Genomic DNA, 14,966 nt, shown 5'->3' with positions numbered 1-14,966 from the left:
CGTCGAACCGGGCCGCTCAGCCCCACCGCACCGCCGGCTCGTACGTCCCGAGTTCGGCCAGTTCCTCCTCCGACAGTCCCTGGACGACAGCCATCAGCTCCTCCCGTAGGCCCGGGAGGAGCACCCAGACCGATTCGGGCCGGCCCAGGACGGCGAGCAGCAGGTCCCCGGGGTAGAAGTACGAGTCCAGCATGGGTTCTTCGAGGAGCAGGCGGACCGCGAGGGGCAGTACGTAGGAAAGGCCCACGTTCTGGGTGATCAGCGTGCGCAGGTCGGCCGGGGTGAGGTCGCCGAGGCGCCGGCGGCGCAGGGCGTGGACCTTCGCGACCAGGCTGGTGGTCGGCGAGGGCGGCGGCGGCCAAGGCGGTCCGTCGACCTCGTCGAGGGTGCGGTCCAGGTGGAGGAGACGGCTCATGCGCTCATCCTCACAGCTGGACGCCGGCCTCGTCGTCCCCGGTCACGTGGGCGGTCATGGCGAAGGGAGCGAAGGAAGCGAAGGAAGCGGACGGGCGCACGAGGCGGACGGCCGGAGCGGCCTTACCCGACCGCTCGCGCGTGGCAGCCGGCTCCGGGCCGGACCGGGAATGGTCCCGACCGACCTGGAGCCGGCCTCGCGCTCAGTGGAACAGCATGGACGCGTCACCGGCCGGGGTGGTGACCGATCCCGGGCACAGGAAGCTGCCCGAGGTCTTGGAGGCGGTGAAGGCCCGGTTGACGTACTTCCCGGTCGTCGTGTTGCGGTCCCACACGATGCCCGTCGCCTTGTAGCGACAGGAGATGAAGCTCTGCCTGCCCGTGATGTCGATCAGATCGGTGCGCGCCGTTCCGGCGGCCTCGTCGAAGGTGAAGGCGGGGTTGTTGTTGAGCGTGGCGGCGATGCCGCCACCGCAGGCCAGATTGCCGCCCGGCGCGTTGATCGTGGTGCGGTCGACGGTGAGGGCGTTCGGGGGAACCGCACTGGTGCTCCCGTTGGTCCAGCTACAGCTGTTGCCGGCGACCACCATCACGCCGTCGACCTTCTGGTCGACGGCCGAGGCGCCTGCGGTGTGCGCGAGGGCGGTGCCGGTGCCGGTGAATGCCGCCGCGACGACCAGCGTCGCGATACCGGCGAGGCGTGAGATACGGGGGGTGCGGATGCCGTGCGTGACGTGCCTCATGGTTCGCTCCTCCATGCCACGTACTGGTGGGGGTGGGCGAGGCGTGGGGCCTCACAGAGTGTGCGGAGTGCGTGCCGGGAGAGTCCCACAGGCGCCTCGAAGTGTCAGGAGACTGTCAGGGCCATGCCAAGAAATGGCTGAAAATACCGACCGTCCCCTGCCTCTGGCCGCCCGCCCCTGGCCGCCCACCCCGACCGTTCCCCACCCCTGCACCGCCCCTACCGTGCCGCGCCTCCACCGGCCCCCGTAACCTCGCCGCATGCTCCGTGACCCTTTCGCATGCCGCTGCATCCTCTGTCACGACTACGGCGACCGCGCCGAGGCTGACCGGATGGAAGAGGCCGTCATCGGCAACGTACGACGCCACGGTTGGCACGTGGTCATGGTCCCCGAGGACGAGATCGGACCCGGCTTCGCCTACACGATCGGTCTTGCCCACACCCACGGCGTCCCGGAACTGTGCATGTTCGGGCGTGATGTCCACGAGATGCACCGGGTGCTCAACGCCCTCGGTGACCTGGCGGCCGCCGGCACCACGCCGGAGGACGGCCAGGAACACGAGGGCGTGGTGAACGGCGGGCCGGTCCGACTCCGGAGCGTCGACCTGCGCTGGTGCCGAACCTTCTTCGGCCGGGCCATCGGTTTCTATCGGCGGCCCCCGCTCCCCTTCCTGCAGGTCGCCTGGCCCGACACGGACGGGCACTTCCACTGGGAGGAGCGGGCCCACGAGGACCACCGGGAGTCGCAGCCCCGACTGTGGCTTCCCCCGGCCGACCACCCGGTAGGGATCTGGACCGTCGAACTCTGACGGAGCACGGCACGTCGCTCACGCTCAGGAACCGGGGCACTCGATCAGCTCGGCCGCCCGCGCCCGCGGGGACAGGGCGCGGCCGCGCGCGAACGCGGTGGCGAAGGCCTCGTCACCCAGGCGCGCCCGCAGGCGGGCCGTCGCCCGGTCCACGTCCTGCCGTTCCGCCGCGGGCAGCGGGCTACCGAGGGACTCCCGCAGTTCGGCGGCGGTACCGAGCGATTCCGCCGCGGCGGTGGCCCCGTCACCCGGGCCGGCGGCCGCGGAGCCGGCGCCCGCGAGCCCCTCGAAGGCCAGGGCGAGGGCGCGCGGGTCACCCGACCGGCGGGCAGCCGCGAGCCCGTCCCGATGCAGGGTCCGGGCCAGTGGGGCGTCGCCGCGCAATTCGGCCACGTACCCCAGCTGCGCCAGGATCAGCGCGACCCCGATGTCCACCCCGAGCCTGCGGTTCCAGTCGAGCCACGGCAGCAGCCGGGCCTCGGCCTCGTCCAGGTCGCCCGCCCGCCGGGCCCCGAGGGCCAGGCCGATCTCCGCGAACTGCAGAGCCGGCCGGTGCGCCTGCTCGTGGAGCTCCGCGGCCCGTATGGTGTCCCCCGTCTCCCGTGAGATCCGCCTCGCCTCCCGCCCCACCGGTACCCCCGGTCCCGAGAACTTCCAGCTCGTCACCACCCGGCTCCCGGAGCCCGGCGAGGGCCAGATCCTGGTCCGCAACACCTGGATGTCGGTGGACCCGTACATGCGGGGCCGGATGGACGACGCCCCCTCCTACATCCCGCCGTTCGCCCTCGGCACCGCCCTCGACGGCGGCGCGGTCGGCGAGGTGGTCGCCTCCCGCTCCGCGTCCGTGCCGGTCGGGGCGACCGTCTCGCACTTCCTCGGCTGGCGGGAGTACGCGGTGCTGGACGCCGGCGCGGCCACCGTCGTCGACACCTCGATCGCCTCACCGTCCGACTACCTCGGCGTGCTGGGCACCACGGGCCTGACCGCGTACGCGGCGCTCACCCGGACCGCCCCGGTGAAGGAGGGCGATGTCGTCTTCGTCTCCGCGGCGGCCGGGGCCGTGGGCAGCGTCGCCGGGCAACTGGCACGGCAGTTGGGCGCCTCCCGGGTCATCGGTTCGGCCGGTGGCCCGGAGAAGACGAAGAAGCTGCTGGACGTGTTCGGCTACGACGCCGCCGTGGACCACCGCCGGGGCGATCTCCCCGGTCAGCTGGCGGCGGCCGCCCCCGAGGGCATCGACGTCTACCTCGACGCCGTCGGCGGCGACCACCTCCAGGCGGCCATCGGCGCGATCCGCCCCGGTGGGCGGATCGCCATGGTCGGTGCGATCAGCGGCTACAACGCCACGCGGCCGGCCCCGGGCCCCGACAACCTTTTCCGGGCAGCGGCCGACGAGGTGACCCTGCGGGGGATGCTGGTCTCCAGCCACTTCGACCTGTTCCCCGAGTGGATCGGCAAGGCGGCGGCCCGGCTGGCCGACGGGACCCTGAGGACGGAGGAGACCGTCGTCGACGGCATCGAGCGGGCGGCCGAGGCCTTCCTCGGGGTGCTGAGCGGCGCCAACACCGGCAAGATGCTGGTCCGTCTGGACACCGCCCGCTGAACACCGCCGCCCCGGGCCGTCCGTGACCCCCGCGTCCTCCCGTCACGGGCCCGCGGCGCGCAGGAGCAGCAGGGCGATGTCGTCGCGGCGGGGGCCGTCGCGGTGGGCGTGCTCGATGAGTTCGTCCGCCAGGTCGCCGAGCGGCCGGTGCTCGGCGGCGGCGCGGATCCGGGCCGCGACCGCGTCGATGGCGTCCTCGATGTCCCGGCCGGGGGCTTCGACGAGCCCGTCGGTGAAGAAGGCGAGCAGGGCTCCGGGGCCGAAGGGGATCTCGACGGCCGTGTACACGGTCCCGGGTTCGATGCCCAGGAGGAGCCCGGCCGGCAGGTTCAGCATCTCGGTCGCCCCGCCGGGGTGGCGCAGCAAGGGCGGCGGGTGACCGGCGGAGGCCAGGCGGACGGTGTGACCGGCGAGGTCGATGTGGGCGTACAGGCAGCTGGTGAACAGCCCGGGTTCGAGGTCCGTCACGAGCCGGTTGGTGCGGGCGAGGACCTCTTCCGGGGGTGCCCCGGCGCCCGCGTGGACGGCGGTGCGGACCTGCCCCATGAGGGCGGCGGCGTTGACGTTGTGGCCCTGGACGTCGCCGATGGCGGCCGCGACGGTGGTGTCGTCGATCCGGATGAGGTCGTAGAAGTCGCCACCGATCTCGAGACCGTACGCGGCGGGCAGGTAGCGGGCGGCGACGTCGAGGCGGGGGACGCGGGGCAGGGTGTGGGGCAGGAGGCCGGTCTGCAGGCTGCGGGCGAGCTGGTGGGTGGCGTCGTAGAGGCGGGCCCGGTCCAGGGCCTGCGCGATGAGCCCGGCGATCGAGGTGAGGACGGCACGCTCGCCGGGGGCGAAGACGCGGGGGTGTCCGTAGGCGAGGACGAGGGAGCCGATGGGCCGGTTGGAGGCGATCAGGGGCAGGAACGCCCAGGCGGCCATGCCGTCCTCGACCACCGCGTCGGGGTGGGCGACCAGCAGCTCGCCCACATCGCCGAAGAACAGGGGGGTCGCCGTGCGCAGGATGTGGGTGATGGCGGTGTCGGCCGAGACGGGGGTGCCGTCGAGCTCCGCCAGGTGTGCGGCGGAGTAGCCGCGGTGGCCGACGATCCGTACCCGCCCGTCCTGCTCGGCCAGGAGGGCCAGGGCGTGGGCTCCCATCGAGGGGACGATCTGGTCCGCGGCCTTCTCCACGACGTCCTGCGCGTGGGCGGCCTCGGTGAGGGTGGCGGCCAGCAGCATGAGCGGGTAGAGCGCGGTGGCGCGGCTGGGTGCGTGCTGGTCGGGGTCCGCCGGCGGGACGTGGGTCCCTGCGGGCGGCCGGTCGCTCACCGTGGTGATGCGGACGCTGATGCCGGTGTTGTCCGGGTAGAGGTCGAAACACAGCCGCTGTCCGGTGGGGCGTTCGGCGATGAAGCTCCGGGACAGTCGGCTCATCGCGGTGGCCCGGTAGTGGTTCTCGATGGCGGGGGTGTCCATCCAGGGCAGGGCCTCCCAGGGCAGGGCTCCGAGCAGGTCGGAGACGGGCGCGCCGAGCAGGTCGGCCGCCTCCGGGGTGATGAAGGTGATGGTGCCGTTCAGGTCGAGTGCGCAGTTGCCTCCGGGCAGGCGCCGGACGAAGGCCATGGTGGCCGCCGCCTCGGCCGGGCCCGGTGTGGGTGCCGGGAGCGGCCGCAGGACGATCGGATGCGGTGTCGGCCGCAGCGGCCTGCCTTCGCCGGCGGCTCGCGCCAGGACGCGCGTCAGGAGGCTGCGGGCCGATTCCAGGGCCTTGCGTTCCCGCTCGTCGAGGTCGGGCCCGTGCGAGCCCGGCCACAGGAACACCAGCCCGGCCCCCGTGGGCTCGCGGGCCCGGTCGGCGGCCTCCTCGCCGAGGGGGACCGCGGCGAGCGCGAAGTCGTACGGGAGGACGAGCCCGAGGCGCGGATAGCGGCGGGCCGTGTCCTCCTGGCCGCCGAGCCAGACGAGCCGGCCCTCACGGACCGCGTCGGCCACCGGGATCGGGTCGTCCAGACCGACCCGCGACCAGGGTGCGGCGAATTCGCGGGAGAGCCCGGAGGCCAAGGCCAGGTGCAGGACGCGCCGGGTGGGGTCGGGGTCGGGCAGGTAGAGCATGCCGATGGACGCTCCCGCGTCGGCGCAGGCCTCGACCAGTGCCTCTCTCAGCGCACGCCGGTCGGCCTTCTGACCACGCCCCGGAACGTTTCGCACCTGACCATGGTCTCTCCATATCCCGCCTCCCGTCGGTACCCGACCGTCCCGGCGAGCCCGCACGAGCCGGATCGAGCCCGTGAGCGCCCGTGGCGGCCCCGCTCAGCGCTTCAGGAGGGGTCTTCGGGCCCGAGGTCGGGGTGGTCCTTGAGCAGTGCGGGCGGCGCGGCCTGCCGCCAGGAATCGACGACGATGGCGCGGAGCTCGTCGGTGTCGTCGAGGGCCGCCAGGCGTGCCCTCACCCAGGCGAAGGACGCTTCGTGGTCGGCGACCCAGAACTTCTCGGGCTCGGCGCGGACCAGCTCGTCGCGTTCCTCCTTCGGGCAGCGGACGGCCAGCGACGTCTCGTCGTCGGGCAGGGTCAGGAACATCTTCCCGGCGACCCGGAAGGTGGGCATGGCCCAGGCTTCCTTCTCGGTCGTCTGCGGGAGGGCCAGGGCGATCTCACGGACTTCGTCGGACGTACACACCCCCTGACCGTACGACAGCCCACCGACATCGGGACTCCACACCGTCGGGCGCTCCGGTCGGGCGTAGGCTTCGGTCGGCACGAACGCAACGGGGGGCGGGGTAGATGACGGCGGAGACAGCACAGCGGTGGAGTTCGACCCTCGATTCGGTCGTGGTGTACGCGCGGGGCGCGGTCTGCCGCCGGCTGGTCCGGGGCAGCGTGCCGGCGGACGGGCGGGTACGCGTGACGGGGCTGCCCCGTTCGCTGGACCCGGGCTCGCTGCGGGCGCGGGTGCTGGGCGCCCCCGGGGTGCGGGTGACCGAGGCCCGGGTGGAGGTCGAGGCCGAGCCGCGCGGCGCCGGCGCACCCGACACCTTGCGGCGTGAGGTCGAACGCCTCCGCGACGCGTACGCGGCGGCGCAGGGCCGCCGCGACCGGCAACGGGCGCTGATCGACGAGGTCAGGGCCTTGCGGCCGGTGCCCCCGGCCCCTGACCCGGAGGCTCCGCACCGCCGTACCCCGGTGGACGCGTGGCTGGAGCTCGCCGACTTCACCGAGACCCGGCTGACGGGGCTGCACGCCCGCCTCGTCGAGTTGGAGGACGCGCTGCGCCTCGTCGAGCACGACCTCGGCGTCGCCGCCGACCGGCTCGCCCGCGCCTCCACCGACGCCCCGCCGGCTCATGTGCGGACCACGGTCTCCGCTCTCCTGACCCTGGACACCGCGGGGGACGCGGAGGGTGATGGCGAGGACGGTGGAGAGGTCGAGCTGGAGTTGGAGTACGGGGTTCCGGGAGCCGTCTGGGTTCCGACCTACCGGCTCACGCACCGTCAGGGCGAGGGCGACGGGCGCCTCGTGCTGCGCGCCTCGGTCGCCCAGCGCACCGGCGAGGACTGGACCGGCGTGCGCATCGCCCTGGCCACCGCCGACCTGCGGCGCCGCACGGACCTGCCGAAGCTCCGTTCGGTCCGGATCGGTCGCCGACAGCCCGCACCCGCGCCGTCCGGCTGGCGCGAGCCTCCGGCAGGTCTCGCCGACCTGTTCACCGGCTACCAGGCGGCCGGCTCTCGCCGCCCGGCCCCGACCGTCGTACCTCCCGCCCTCAGGGTCGGCTCCGCGCCCGGTCCCGTACCGCCGCCGCCCCCTCCGCCACCACCGGCCCCGGCCGCCGCTGCCGCGCCCGCACCGCAGGGTTACGGGGCGCCTCCGGTGCCCGGTGGCGTGTACGGCGCGGCCCCGGACGGCATCGGCGGCGCGCTGCCCGCTCTCGCGCAGCCGGCCCGCCCGCGGGGGGCCGGCAGGGCGCGGGGCGGTGGCATGGGCTTCGGCGGGGCGCCCGCTCCCCCGGCGCCCGCGGCCCCCGGTGGGATCGCTCCCCCGGCGCCCGCCTCCGCTCCGTCGCCGGAACCGGTGGCCGGTCCGCCGCAGCCGAGCGGCGCCGAGCTCGACTACGCCGCCCTCGTGCTGTGCGGCCCCGACGAGCCCGGCGATCGTAGGGGCCGGTTGTTCGCCGACTCCCCCGCCGACCCGGTGGCGGCCGAGCACCGCCGCCGGGCCGAGGCGGTGGGCGGGCTGGCGCTGCCCGGGCATGCCGTGCGGCCCCGCGAGTCGGCGGGTTCCTTCGACCACCGCTTCGACGCCGCCGCCCGCGCCGACATTCCGTCGGACGGCACCTGGCACACCGTCACCGTCGGGGAGATCCCGGTCGGTCTGCGCACCGAGTACGTCTGCGTGCCCTCCGTGGAGCAGACCGTGTACGCGACGCTGGTGCTCTCCAACGCCACCGACCAGGCGCTGCTGGCCGGCCCGGTGGAGGTCACCGTCGGTGAGGACTTCCTGCTGACCGCGGCCCTGCCCACGCTCGCCCCCGGCGGAGTCCGCCGGGTGGGGCTCGGGCCGGCCGAGGGGGTCCGGGTCACCCGTCGTACGAACCTGCGCGAGTCGACGTCGGGCCTGCGCAACAACACCACCGTGCTCGACCACCAGGTCCACGTGGAGCTGGCCAACCGGCTGGCCGGGCCGGTCACCGTCGAGGTCCACGAGCGGGTGCCCGTCAGCTCCGATCCGGACGTGCGGATCGAGGAACGCGCCGACTGGACGACGCCCGAGGCCGGCACCGGCCCGGAACACCACGCCCCGGGCACCCGCGTCTGGCGGGTGGACCTGCCCGCCGGGGGAACCACCGCCCTCGACGGCGGCTACGAGATCCGCATCCCGGCCGGCAAGGCCGTGGTCGGCGGCAACCGCAGGAGCTGACAGCCACCATGTCCACGCCCACGGCCCCGAAGCCGATCGCCCTTCCCGTCACCGCCGTCACCTGCCTGGAGGACCGCGCCCACATCGAGCGCACCGCCGTACTGGACCTGGCGGCGGGTGTCCAGCGGCTGCGGCTCGGTCCGGTCAGCGCGCTGGCCGTCGACCGCACCCTGCACGCCGAGCTGGCCGCCGAACACCCGGCCACCGTGCTCGACGTACGCGTCGTCCGTACCTGGGAGCCGCGCGGACCGCTGCCGTCCGCCGACGAGGACTCCGCCCTGCGCCGGCGCGTGCGCGTCATCGAGGAGGAGCAGATCGCCCTGGGGCAGCGGCGCGATCGGCTGCACGCCCGGCTCGACCTGCTCGGCCGGCTCGCCGCCGATCTGCTGCGGGAGATCGGCGAGGGCGCCGGCTCCGGGGAGTCCGACGGGCCCCGCTGGGCCCGCGAGATGGACCGGGTGGACGCCGAGCGCGATACGTACGGCGAGCGGCTGCGGGCGGTGGACGCCCGGTCGGCCGACCTCGCCGTCGAACTCGGAGAGACCCGGCAGGCCTTGGACCGCTCGGAGACCGAGCCCGCCGAGCTGGTCGGTCACATCGAGCTGACCGTGGACAGCGCCACCGCCGGTCCGGTCCGGCTGCGTCTGAGCCACCTCGTCCCGTGCGCGTTGTGGCGTCCCGCCTACCGGGCCGTACTGGACGGGGACGCGCTGACGCTGGAGACGGACGCGATGGTCTGGCAGCGCACCGGCGAGGACTGGTCGGACGTACGACTGACCCTCTCGACGGCCCGGTCGGCGCTGGCCACCGAGCCGCCGCGGCTGGGCGAGGACCGGCTGACGCTGGGTGACCGCACGGCGGCGGAGCGCCGCACGGTCGACGTGGAACTGCGCGAGGAGGAGATCGGGGACCTCGGTCCGGCGGCGCGGGTGCTCGGCCTGCCCGGGGTGGACGACGGGGGCGAGGCGCGGGTGCTGCACTCCCCCGTACCGGTCTCCGTACGCGGGGACGGGCGCGCCCACCGGGTGCCGCTGTCCGCCTTCACCACGCCCGCGCGGAGCGAGTACGCCTGCTCCCCCGAGCTGTCCCCGCTGGTCACCCGGGTGGTGTCCTTCGAGAACCGGTCCGGTCACGCCCTGCTGGCCGGTCCTGTGGATCTGGTCCGCGGGAGCGGGTTCAGCGGGCGCGGCACGGTGGACTTCACCGCCCCGGGGGCCGCGGTCGAGCTGGCCTTCGGCAGCTGCGACGACCACCGGGTGGTCCGGTACGCCGAGGAGTCCCGTGACTCGGCCGGATTCACCCAGCGCACGGTGATCACCCGCACGGTCCGGCTGCACCTGTCCCGGTTCTCCGCCCCCGGGGAGCAGGGCGAACGCGTGGTCGTCGTCCGGGAGCGGATCCCGGTCTCGGAGGTCGCGGCGGTGGAGGTGCGCCTGCGCAAGGAGGCCTGTTCGCCGGCGCCGGACGCGGTCGATTCCGAGGGCATCGCCCGCTGGGACGTGCCGCTCGCGCCGGGTGGCCGGCGGACGGTGACCCTGGTCTACGAGTTGTCGGCGAGCTCCAAGGTCACCGGACTCTGAGGCGGCCGCGACCCTGACCACGGACCGCCGTCCGCTCCGGGCGCCGCCTCGGGACCTCGGCTCCGGCGGGCACGTTCCGCGCGGGATGACGGTCAGGTGGTCGGGCCGCCGGTGAGGGCGTCCACCTCCGCCTGGAAGAGCAGGGCCGGGTCCAGGCCCATGCCCGTGAAGTGGCCCGCCAGTTCCAGGGACAGGACGCCGTGCAGGCGGCTCCAGAAAGCCAGGGCCTGGCGCAGCGCCGCCGGTGGGGCGTCGGGGTGGCTTTCGGCCCATGCGCGGTGGGTGGCCAGGTGGTCCTCGAAGGCGTGCGGCTCCGCGGCCGGGGCGGCGCAGGCGTCCAGCAGGACGGACATCAGTTCCGAGGCGATCGCGGTGATGTCCGCCGGTGCGTGGTAGCCGGGCACCGGGGTGCCGTAGATGAGGAAGTAGCGGTGCGGGTCCGCCACGGCCCAGCGGCGCAGCACGTGCGCCAGCCGGGCGAGGTCCGCTCCCCCCGCGCCATCGTCGGAGGCGGAGGCGGAGGCGGAGGCGGAGGCGGTGATGAAGGCGTCGGCGAGGCTGCGGTAGGCGTCGCGGATGAGTTCGGTGATGAGCTCGTCGCGGTTGGCGAAGTACCGGTACAGCGCCGGTCCGCTCATGCCCATCTGCTTGGCGATCGCGTTGAGGGAGAGTGCGGAGGCTCCGGAACCCGCGATCTGCTGCCAGGCCTTCTCCTTGACCTCCTCACGCACCTGCTGCCGGTACCGCTCCCGGGGGGTCTTCGTGCTGCCCGTCATGCCCGCTTCCACCTCTCGCCGCTCCCTCTTCACCACCAGGAGAGTGAGAGGCTATCACCATCGACACAGCTACTCGCGAAACGAGAAGCCCTGCCTTGACATGTGCGAGATCGACCTTCACTCTTGTTACAGCTTCTAACGAACACGAGAGGCAGAAACCGACTCAGTGGAGGTCATCATGACGAACACCGTCGAGCGGGTCGAGGTCGTCCTGCCGGGCAAGGTCGAACCGGAGGGCCTGCAGTTCCACCGTGGTCCCGTCCCGACTCCGGCGGCCGGCGGGGTCGTCGTCGCCATGGAGGCCACGGGGGTCTCCTTCGCCGAGCAGCAGATGCGGCGCGGCCGGTACTACGACCAGCCGCCCTTCCCCTTCGTTCCCGGATACGACCTGGTCGGCACGGTGCTGGCCGTCGGCGAGGGCGTCGGCACGGCGCTGCTCGGCAAGCGCGTCGCCGCCCTGACGAAGACCGGAGGCTGGGCGAGCCACGTCGCGCTCACCGCCGCCGACGTGGTCGAGGTACCCGACGGCGTCAGCCCGGTGGACGCGGAGACCGCGGTCGTCAACGGCATCACCGCCTGGCAGATGCTCCACCGCAAGGCCCGGGTGCGTGCCGGCGGGACCGTCCTGGTCCACGGTGCGAACGGCGGGGTCGGCTCGATCCTGGTCCAGTTGGCGCTGGCCGCGGGCGCCCAGGTGATCGGCACGGCCTCCACCCGCCACCACGACGCGCTGCGCGCTCTCGGCGTGACCCCGGTCGACTACCGCTCCGGGAACGTCGCCGCACGGGTACGAGCCCTCGCGCCCGGCGGGGTGGACGCGGTGTTCGACCACGTGGGCGGCGACGGGATCGTCGATTCCTGGCGGCTCCTGGCCCCCGGCGGCACGCTCGTCTCGTACGGCAGCGCGGCCACCCGCGACGACGAGGGTTCCGGATCGTGGCCGGTGCTCAAGCTGCTGGGCCGGGTGTGGGTGTGGAACGCGCTGCCCAACGGCCGCCGCGCGTACTTCTTCAACGTGTGGGCCGGTCGCGCCTACGCCAAGGACCGCTTCCGGGCCCGTCTGCGCTCCGACCTCACCCAGGTGTTCACGGCCCTGCAGCACGGCGAGATCACCGCCAAGGTCGCGGCCGAGATCCCGCTGGCCCGCGCCGCCGAGGCGATGCGGCTCGCCGAGTCCGGCACGGTCGCCGGGAAGGTCGTCCTCGTCCCGTGACCCGGCCGGCGGGCACGTCAGGAGAAGGGCTGCCGGTCCGGTGGGCAGACCGTTCCGGGCGGCGGGAGCGTGCCGTCGATGAAGTAGCGGCTCTCGAAGTTGTTGATGCAGGTACTGGAGTTGTTGAAGAGCGCGGTGTGGCCGTACCCGTTGTTGGTGAGCAGCCGGGCGTCGGCCAGCTCCTCGGCCATGGCCTGGGCGTCCGAGTGGGGGGTCGAGGGGTCGTAGGTGGTACCGACCACCAGGACGGGGTTCGCCGTGGGCTTGTTCCACGGGCCGTCGTACAGGTTGGCGGCGCGTGCCGGCCAGGTGGCGCACGGCTCACCGGACCAGGTCCAGTACCGTCCGGCGTCGCCGGCGCGCCGGGCACTGTCCTCCGCCAGACCCTCGTAGACGGCCGGGTCGCGCGGGTTCGGACTGTCGCCGCACCACACGGCCGCCGCCTGTTCCTCACCCAGGTACGGATTCGGGTTCGCGACCGGGGGCGGGGGCGGGTACTGGGGCGACTTCGGGGTCCGGCCCTGCCAGAGGTCCTGGAGTCGGGCGGCGAGATCGGTCCAGCCGGGGTGGACGATGTAGAGGCTGCTGACGGCGTTGGCAACGGTGGTGGCGTACGTCCACGGGCCCACGGGACGCTCGCGCAGGCGCTGCATCAGCTGGTCGAACTTGTCGCGGGTGGCTTCCGGGCTGCCGGCCGAGAAGGCGCACCGGGTGGTGGTGGCCGACCCGCAGAGGTCGAGGAACTTGTCCAGGGTCGCCGCCGCGGTGCGGTCCGAGCCCATCCGCAGGAGGGTCGTGGTCCGCGGTTCGCTCGGCGAGGCGTTGTTCGTCCACGCCAGCGGGTCGATGTTGCTGTCGAGGACCATGGCGCGGACCTTGTCGGGGAACAGGTTGGCGTAGGTGGCGCCCAGGATGGTCCCGTAGGAGACGCCGAGGTAGTTGAGCTGCGGCTCGCCCACCGCCCGGCGGAGCAGGTCGAGGTCCTGGGCGGTGTCCGCGGTCGACACGTGGCGCAGGAGGTCGGGGTCGCGCTTCTCGCAGCGGCGGCCCAGGTCCTCGTACGCGTCGATCCAGGTGGTGCGTTCCTCGGCGCCCACCGGGAAGCCGGCCGGTTTGTCCGCGCCCCAGGCCTGGGCCTCCTCGGGGGTGTCGAAGCAGTTCACGGCGGTGCTGTTGCCGATGCCCCTGGGGTCCCAGCTGACGATGTCGAACCGTTCGCGCAGGTCCTTGGGGAAGGAGTCGTAGTTCTGCGGCACCTGTACGGTCCCGGGGCCGCCGGGACCTCCGGGATTGACGAACAGCGTGCCCGCGCGTCGCGCGGGGTCGGCGGCCTTGCGGCGGACGACGGCCAGGTCGATGGTGCGACCGGCGGGAGCCGCGTGGTCCAGCGGCACCTTGGCCGTGGCACAGTCGTACGGGCTGCCGGGTTTGCAGGGGCTCCAGTCCAGCCGGGGGACGGCCTGCGAGGTCGAGGGCGAGGGCTCCGCCCGGGCCGCGGCGAGGTCCGGCGCGACGAGCATCGAGGAGCAGACCACCGCCACGGTGAGGGCTGCCGCGCGGCGGCGGCCACCGACCGTCGGTCGGAGTGCGGGTCGAGGTCCAGCTGCGGGTCCAGGTCCAGGTCCGGGCATGCTGCACCCTCCTCCGGCACGTCGGGGGCGTGGTGCGGCGACCGGCGCCGCCGCATCGGTACGCGCCACCGGCTCATGAATCAACCAAACCTCTGTTCGCGGGCGCGCGCGAGCCGGGCCGCCGGATCGTGGCCGGACGCGTCCGCAGGGGGGCGGATCCACGACCCGCGCGCTATCCTCCGCGCCATGTTGATTGACATGGACATGAGGTTACGGGCGCGGTCGCGCGCCCTGGTGTGCCTCCTCGTGCTGGCCCTCTTGGGTACGGTGACCACGGCGGCCGCCGCACCCCGCCCCGAAGCCCCCGCCACGACCACGGCCGCCGCGAGCACGCCACACACCGCGAGCCACGGCGGCGCCGCGGCGAGCGCCGCCGCCACCGCCCGCTGGGGCGACCGGCGACTCGACGAGGTCGCCTTCCTGACCACCCACAACGCCTTCACCAACTACGAGGACTCCCGCTGGAGTTCGGTCAACCAGTCCGAGTCCGTACGCGCCCAGCTCGACAACGGCGTACGCGGCCTGAGTCTGGACACGCACTGGTACGAACGCAGCACCTGGCTGTGCATCATCAGCTTCGGCAGCGACTGCTACCCCAGCGACGTGTACCTGTGCCACGGCGACTGCAAGACCTTCGCCGGAGCCACCTACGCCCTGCCGCGCCAGACCTTCCACGGCACGATGCAGACCGTGGTGGACTTCCTCGCCACCCACCCGCAGGAGGTCGTGACCGTCTTCCTGGAGGACTACGTCGGCGCCGACCAGCTGCAGGCGTCCCTCGGCCGCGTGGGCGGGCTGCAGAACATGCTCTTCCGGGCCGACGAGTGGGGCGTACGGCAACACGGCTGGCCCAAGGTCGCCGATCTCGTCACCTCCGGCAAGCGGCTGCTGATCTTCTCCGACCGGTCCGACCGGGAGCAGCTGGGCGTCATGTACGACAGGTCCTGGACCGTGAGCAACTTCTGGAGCCTCGGTGACCTGGGCAACGACGTCTCGTGCGTCAGCCGCTGGGCCGACGTGCCGTTGGACCGTCAGGAGCCCGGGTTCCGGCGCCTGTTCACGATGAGCCACCACCGCAATGTGCCCACCGTCCTCACGGCGGCCCTGGACAACGGCAGCAAGCTACGGAACCGCATCGCCGAGCAGTGCCGGACGGCCACCGGGGGCCGCGATCCGAACTTCGTGTCCGTCGACTTCCACCGTCTGTCGGACGGGAGCGGTCACACGCCCGCCTCCATCGTCGCGGAGCTCAACGCCCGCCCCTGATCCGCCCGTCGGCCCACCGGCCGGGTGGACCG

13 protein-coding genes are annotated in these 14,966 nt (G+C 73.6%); 6 read left to right on the top strand and 7 right to left on the bottom strand.

Annotated elements, in window-relative coordinates; all coding sequences use genetic code 11:
• Window positions 1-16: 16 nt before the first annotated feature.
• Together ACWG52_RS37380 and ACWG52_RS37375 are read right to left on the bottom strand one after the other, a co-directional pair.
• Window positions 17-415 carry a contact-dependent growth inhibition system immunity protein gene (locus ACWG52_RS37380; protein WP_389806384.1) on the bottom strand — a complete coding sequence of 133 codons (399 nt, stop codon included), beginning with the start codon at window positions 413-415 and terminating at the stop codon, window positions 17-19.
• A 202-nt stretch (window positions 416-617) separates the two neighbouring features.
• Window positions 618-1,157: a hypothetical protein gene (locus tag ACWG52_RS37375; protein WP_389806386.1), complete on the bottom strand. Its 540-nt coding sequence runs from the start codon at window positions 1,155-1,157 to the stop codon at window positions 618-620.
• Window positions 1,158-1,416: 259 nt separating this feature from the next.
• On the opposite strand from ACWG52_RS37375, the gene ACWG52_RS37370 reads away from it, so the two are divergent.
• Window positions 1,417-1,965, top strand: coding sequence for a DUF4262 domain-containing protein (locus ACWG52_RS37370; protein WP_390167372.1), 549 nt, complete (start codon window positions 1,417-1,419; stop codon window positions 1,963-1,965).
• A gap of 24 nt (window positions 1,966-1,989) precedes the next feature.
• Here the strand turns inward: ACWG52_RS37370 and ACWG52_RS37365 are convergent, their stop codons facing one another.
• Window positions 1,990-2,595 carry a hypothetical protein gene (locus ACWG52_RS37365; protein ID WP_389806390.1) on the bottom strand — a complete coding sequence of 202 codons (606 nt, stop codon included), beginning with the start codon at window positions 2,593-2,595 and terminating at the stop codon, window positions 1,990-1,992.
• Between ACWG52_RS37365 and ACWG52_RS37360 the strand changes: the two genes are divergently transcribed.
• Window positions 2,549-3,568, top strand: a complete 1,020-nt coding sequence (locus tag ACWG52_RS37360) for an NADP-dependent oxidoreductase (protein ID WP_453127222.1) — start codon at window positions 2,549-2,551, stop codon at window positions 3,566-3,568. The genes ACWG52_RS37365 and ACWG52_RS37360 overlap by 47 nt on opposite strands.
• Window positions 3,569-3,610: 42 nt before the next feature.
• Here the strand turns inward: ACWG52_RS37360 and ACWG52_RS37355 are convergent, their stop codons facing one another.
• Both ACWG52_RS37355 and ACWG52_RS37350 read right to left on the bottom strand, forming a co-directional pair.
• On the bottom strand, window positions 3,611-5,761 hold the full coding sequence (locus ACWG52_RS37355; protein WP_453127220.1) for a SpoIIE family protein phosphatase: 2,151 nt from the start codon (window positions 5,759-5,761) through the stop codon (window positions 3,611-3,613).
• 110 nt (window positions 5,762-5,871) lie between these two features.
• Window positions 5,872-6,231, bottom strand: a complete 360-nt coding sequence (locus tag ACWG52_RS37350; RefSeq protein ID WP_389806394.1) for an MmcQ/YjbR family DNA-binding protein — start codon at window positions 6,229-6,231, stop codon at window positions 5,872-5,874.
• 104 nt (window positions 6,232-6,335) lie between these two features.
• On the opposite strand from ACWG52_RS37350, the gene ACWG52_RS37345 reads away from it, so the two are divergent.
• A complete protein-coding gene (locus ACWG52_RS37345; protein ID WP_390137760.1) occupies window positions 6,336-8,468 on the top strand; it encodes a DUF4139 domain-containing protein in 2,133 nt (710 codons plus the stop codon).
• 8 nt (window positions 8,469-8,476) lie between these two features.
• A complete protein-coding gene (locus tag ACWG52_RS37340) occupies window positions 8,477-10,048 on the top strand; it encodes a mucoidy inhibitor MuiA family protein (RefSeq protein WP_389806398.1) in 1,572 nt (523 codons plus the stop codon).
• A 92-nt stretch (window positions 10,049-10,140) separates the two neighbouring features.
• Here ACWG52_RS37340 and ACWG52_RS37335 read toward each other — a convergent pair whose 3' ends face one another.
• A complete protein-coding gene (locus ACWG52_RS37335) occupies window positions 10,141-10,824 on the bottom strand; it encodes a TetR/AcrR family transcriptional regulator (RefSeq protein ID WP_453127217.1) in 684 nt (227 codons plus the stop codon).
• A 178-nt stretch (window positions 10,825-11,002) separates the two neighbouring features.
• Between ACWG52_RS37335 and ACWG52_RS37330 the strand changes: the two genes are divergently transcribed.
• Complete coding sequence (locus tag ACWG52_RS37330) at window positions 11,003-12,037, top strand: medium chain dehydrogenase/reductase family protein (protein ID WP_453127215.1); 1,035 nt, start codon at window positions 11,003-11,005, stop codon at window positions 12,035-12,037.
• A gap of 17 nt (window positions 12,038-12,054) precedes the next feature.
• On the opposite strand, the gene ACWG52_RS37325 is transcribed toward ACWG52_RS37330, so the two are convergent.
• Window positions 12,055-13,668 carry an alpha/beta fold hydrolase gene (locus tag ACWG52_RS37325; protein ID WP_389806404.1) on the bottom strand — a complete coding sequence of 538 codons (1,614 nt, stop codon included), beginning with the start codon at window positions 13,666-13,668 and terminating at the stop codon, window positions 12,055-12,057.
• Between the two features lie 186 nt (window positions 13,669-13,854).
• Between ACWG52_RS37325 and ACWG52_RS37320 the strand changes: the two genes are divergently transcribed.
• Window positions 13,855-14,934 carry a PI-PLC domain-containing protein gene (locus tag ACWG52_RS37320; RefSeq protein ID WP_453127212.1) on the top strand — a complete coding sequence of 360 codons (1,080 nt, stop codon included), beginning with the start codon at window positions 13,855-13,857 and terminating at the stop codon, window positions 14,932-14,934.
• Window positions 14,935-14,966 lie beyond the last annotated feature (32 nt).

The organism is Streptomyces sp. CLCI03, assembly GCF_053615355.1.
This window is presented reverse-complemented; position numbering and strand designations above follow the sequence as displayed.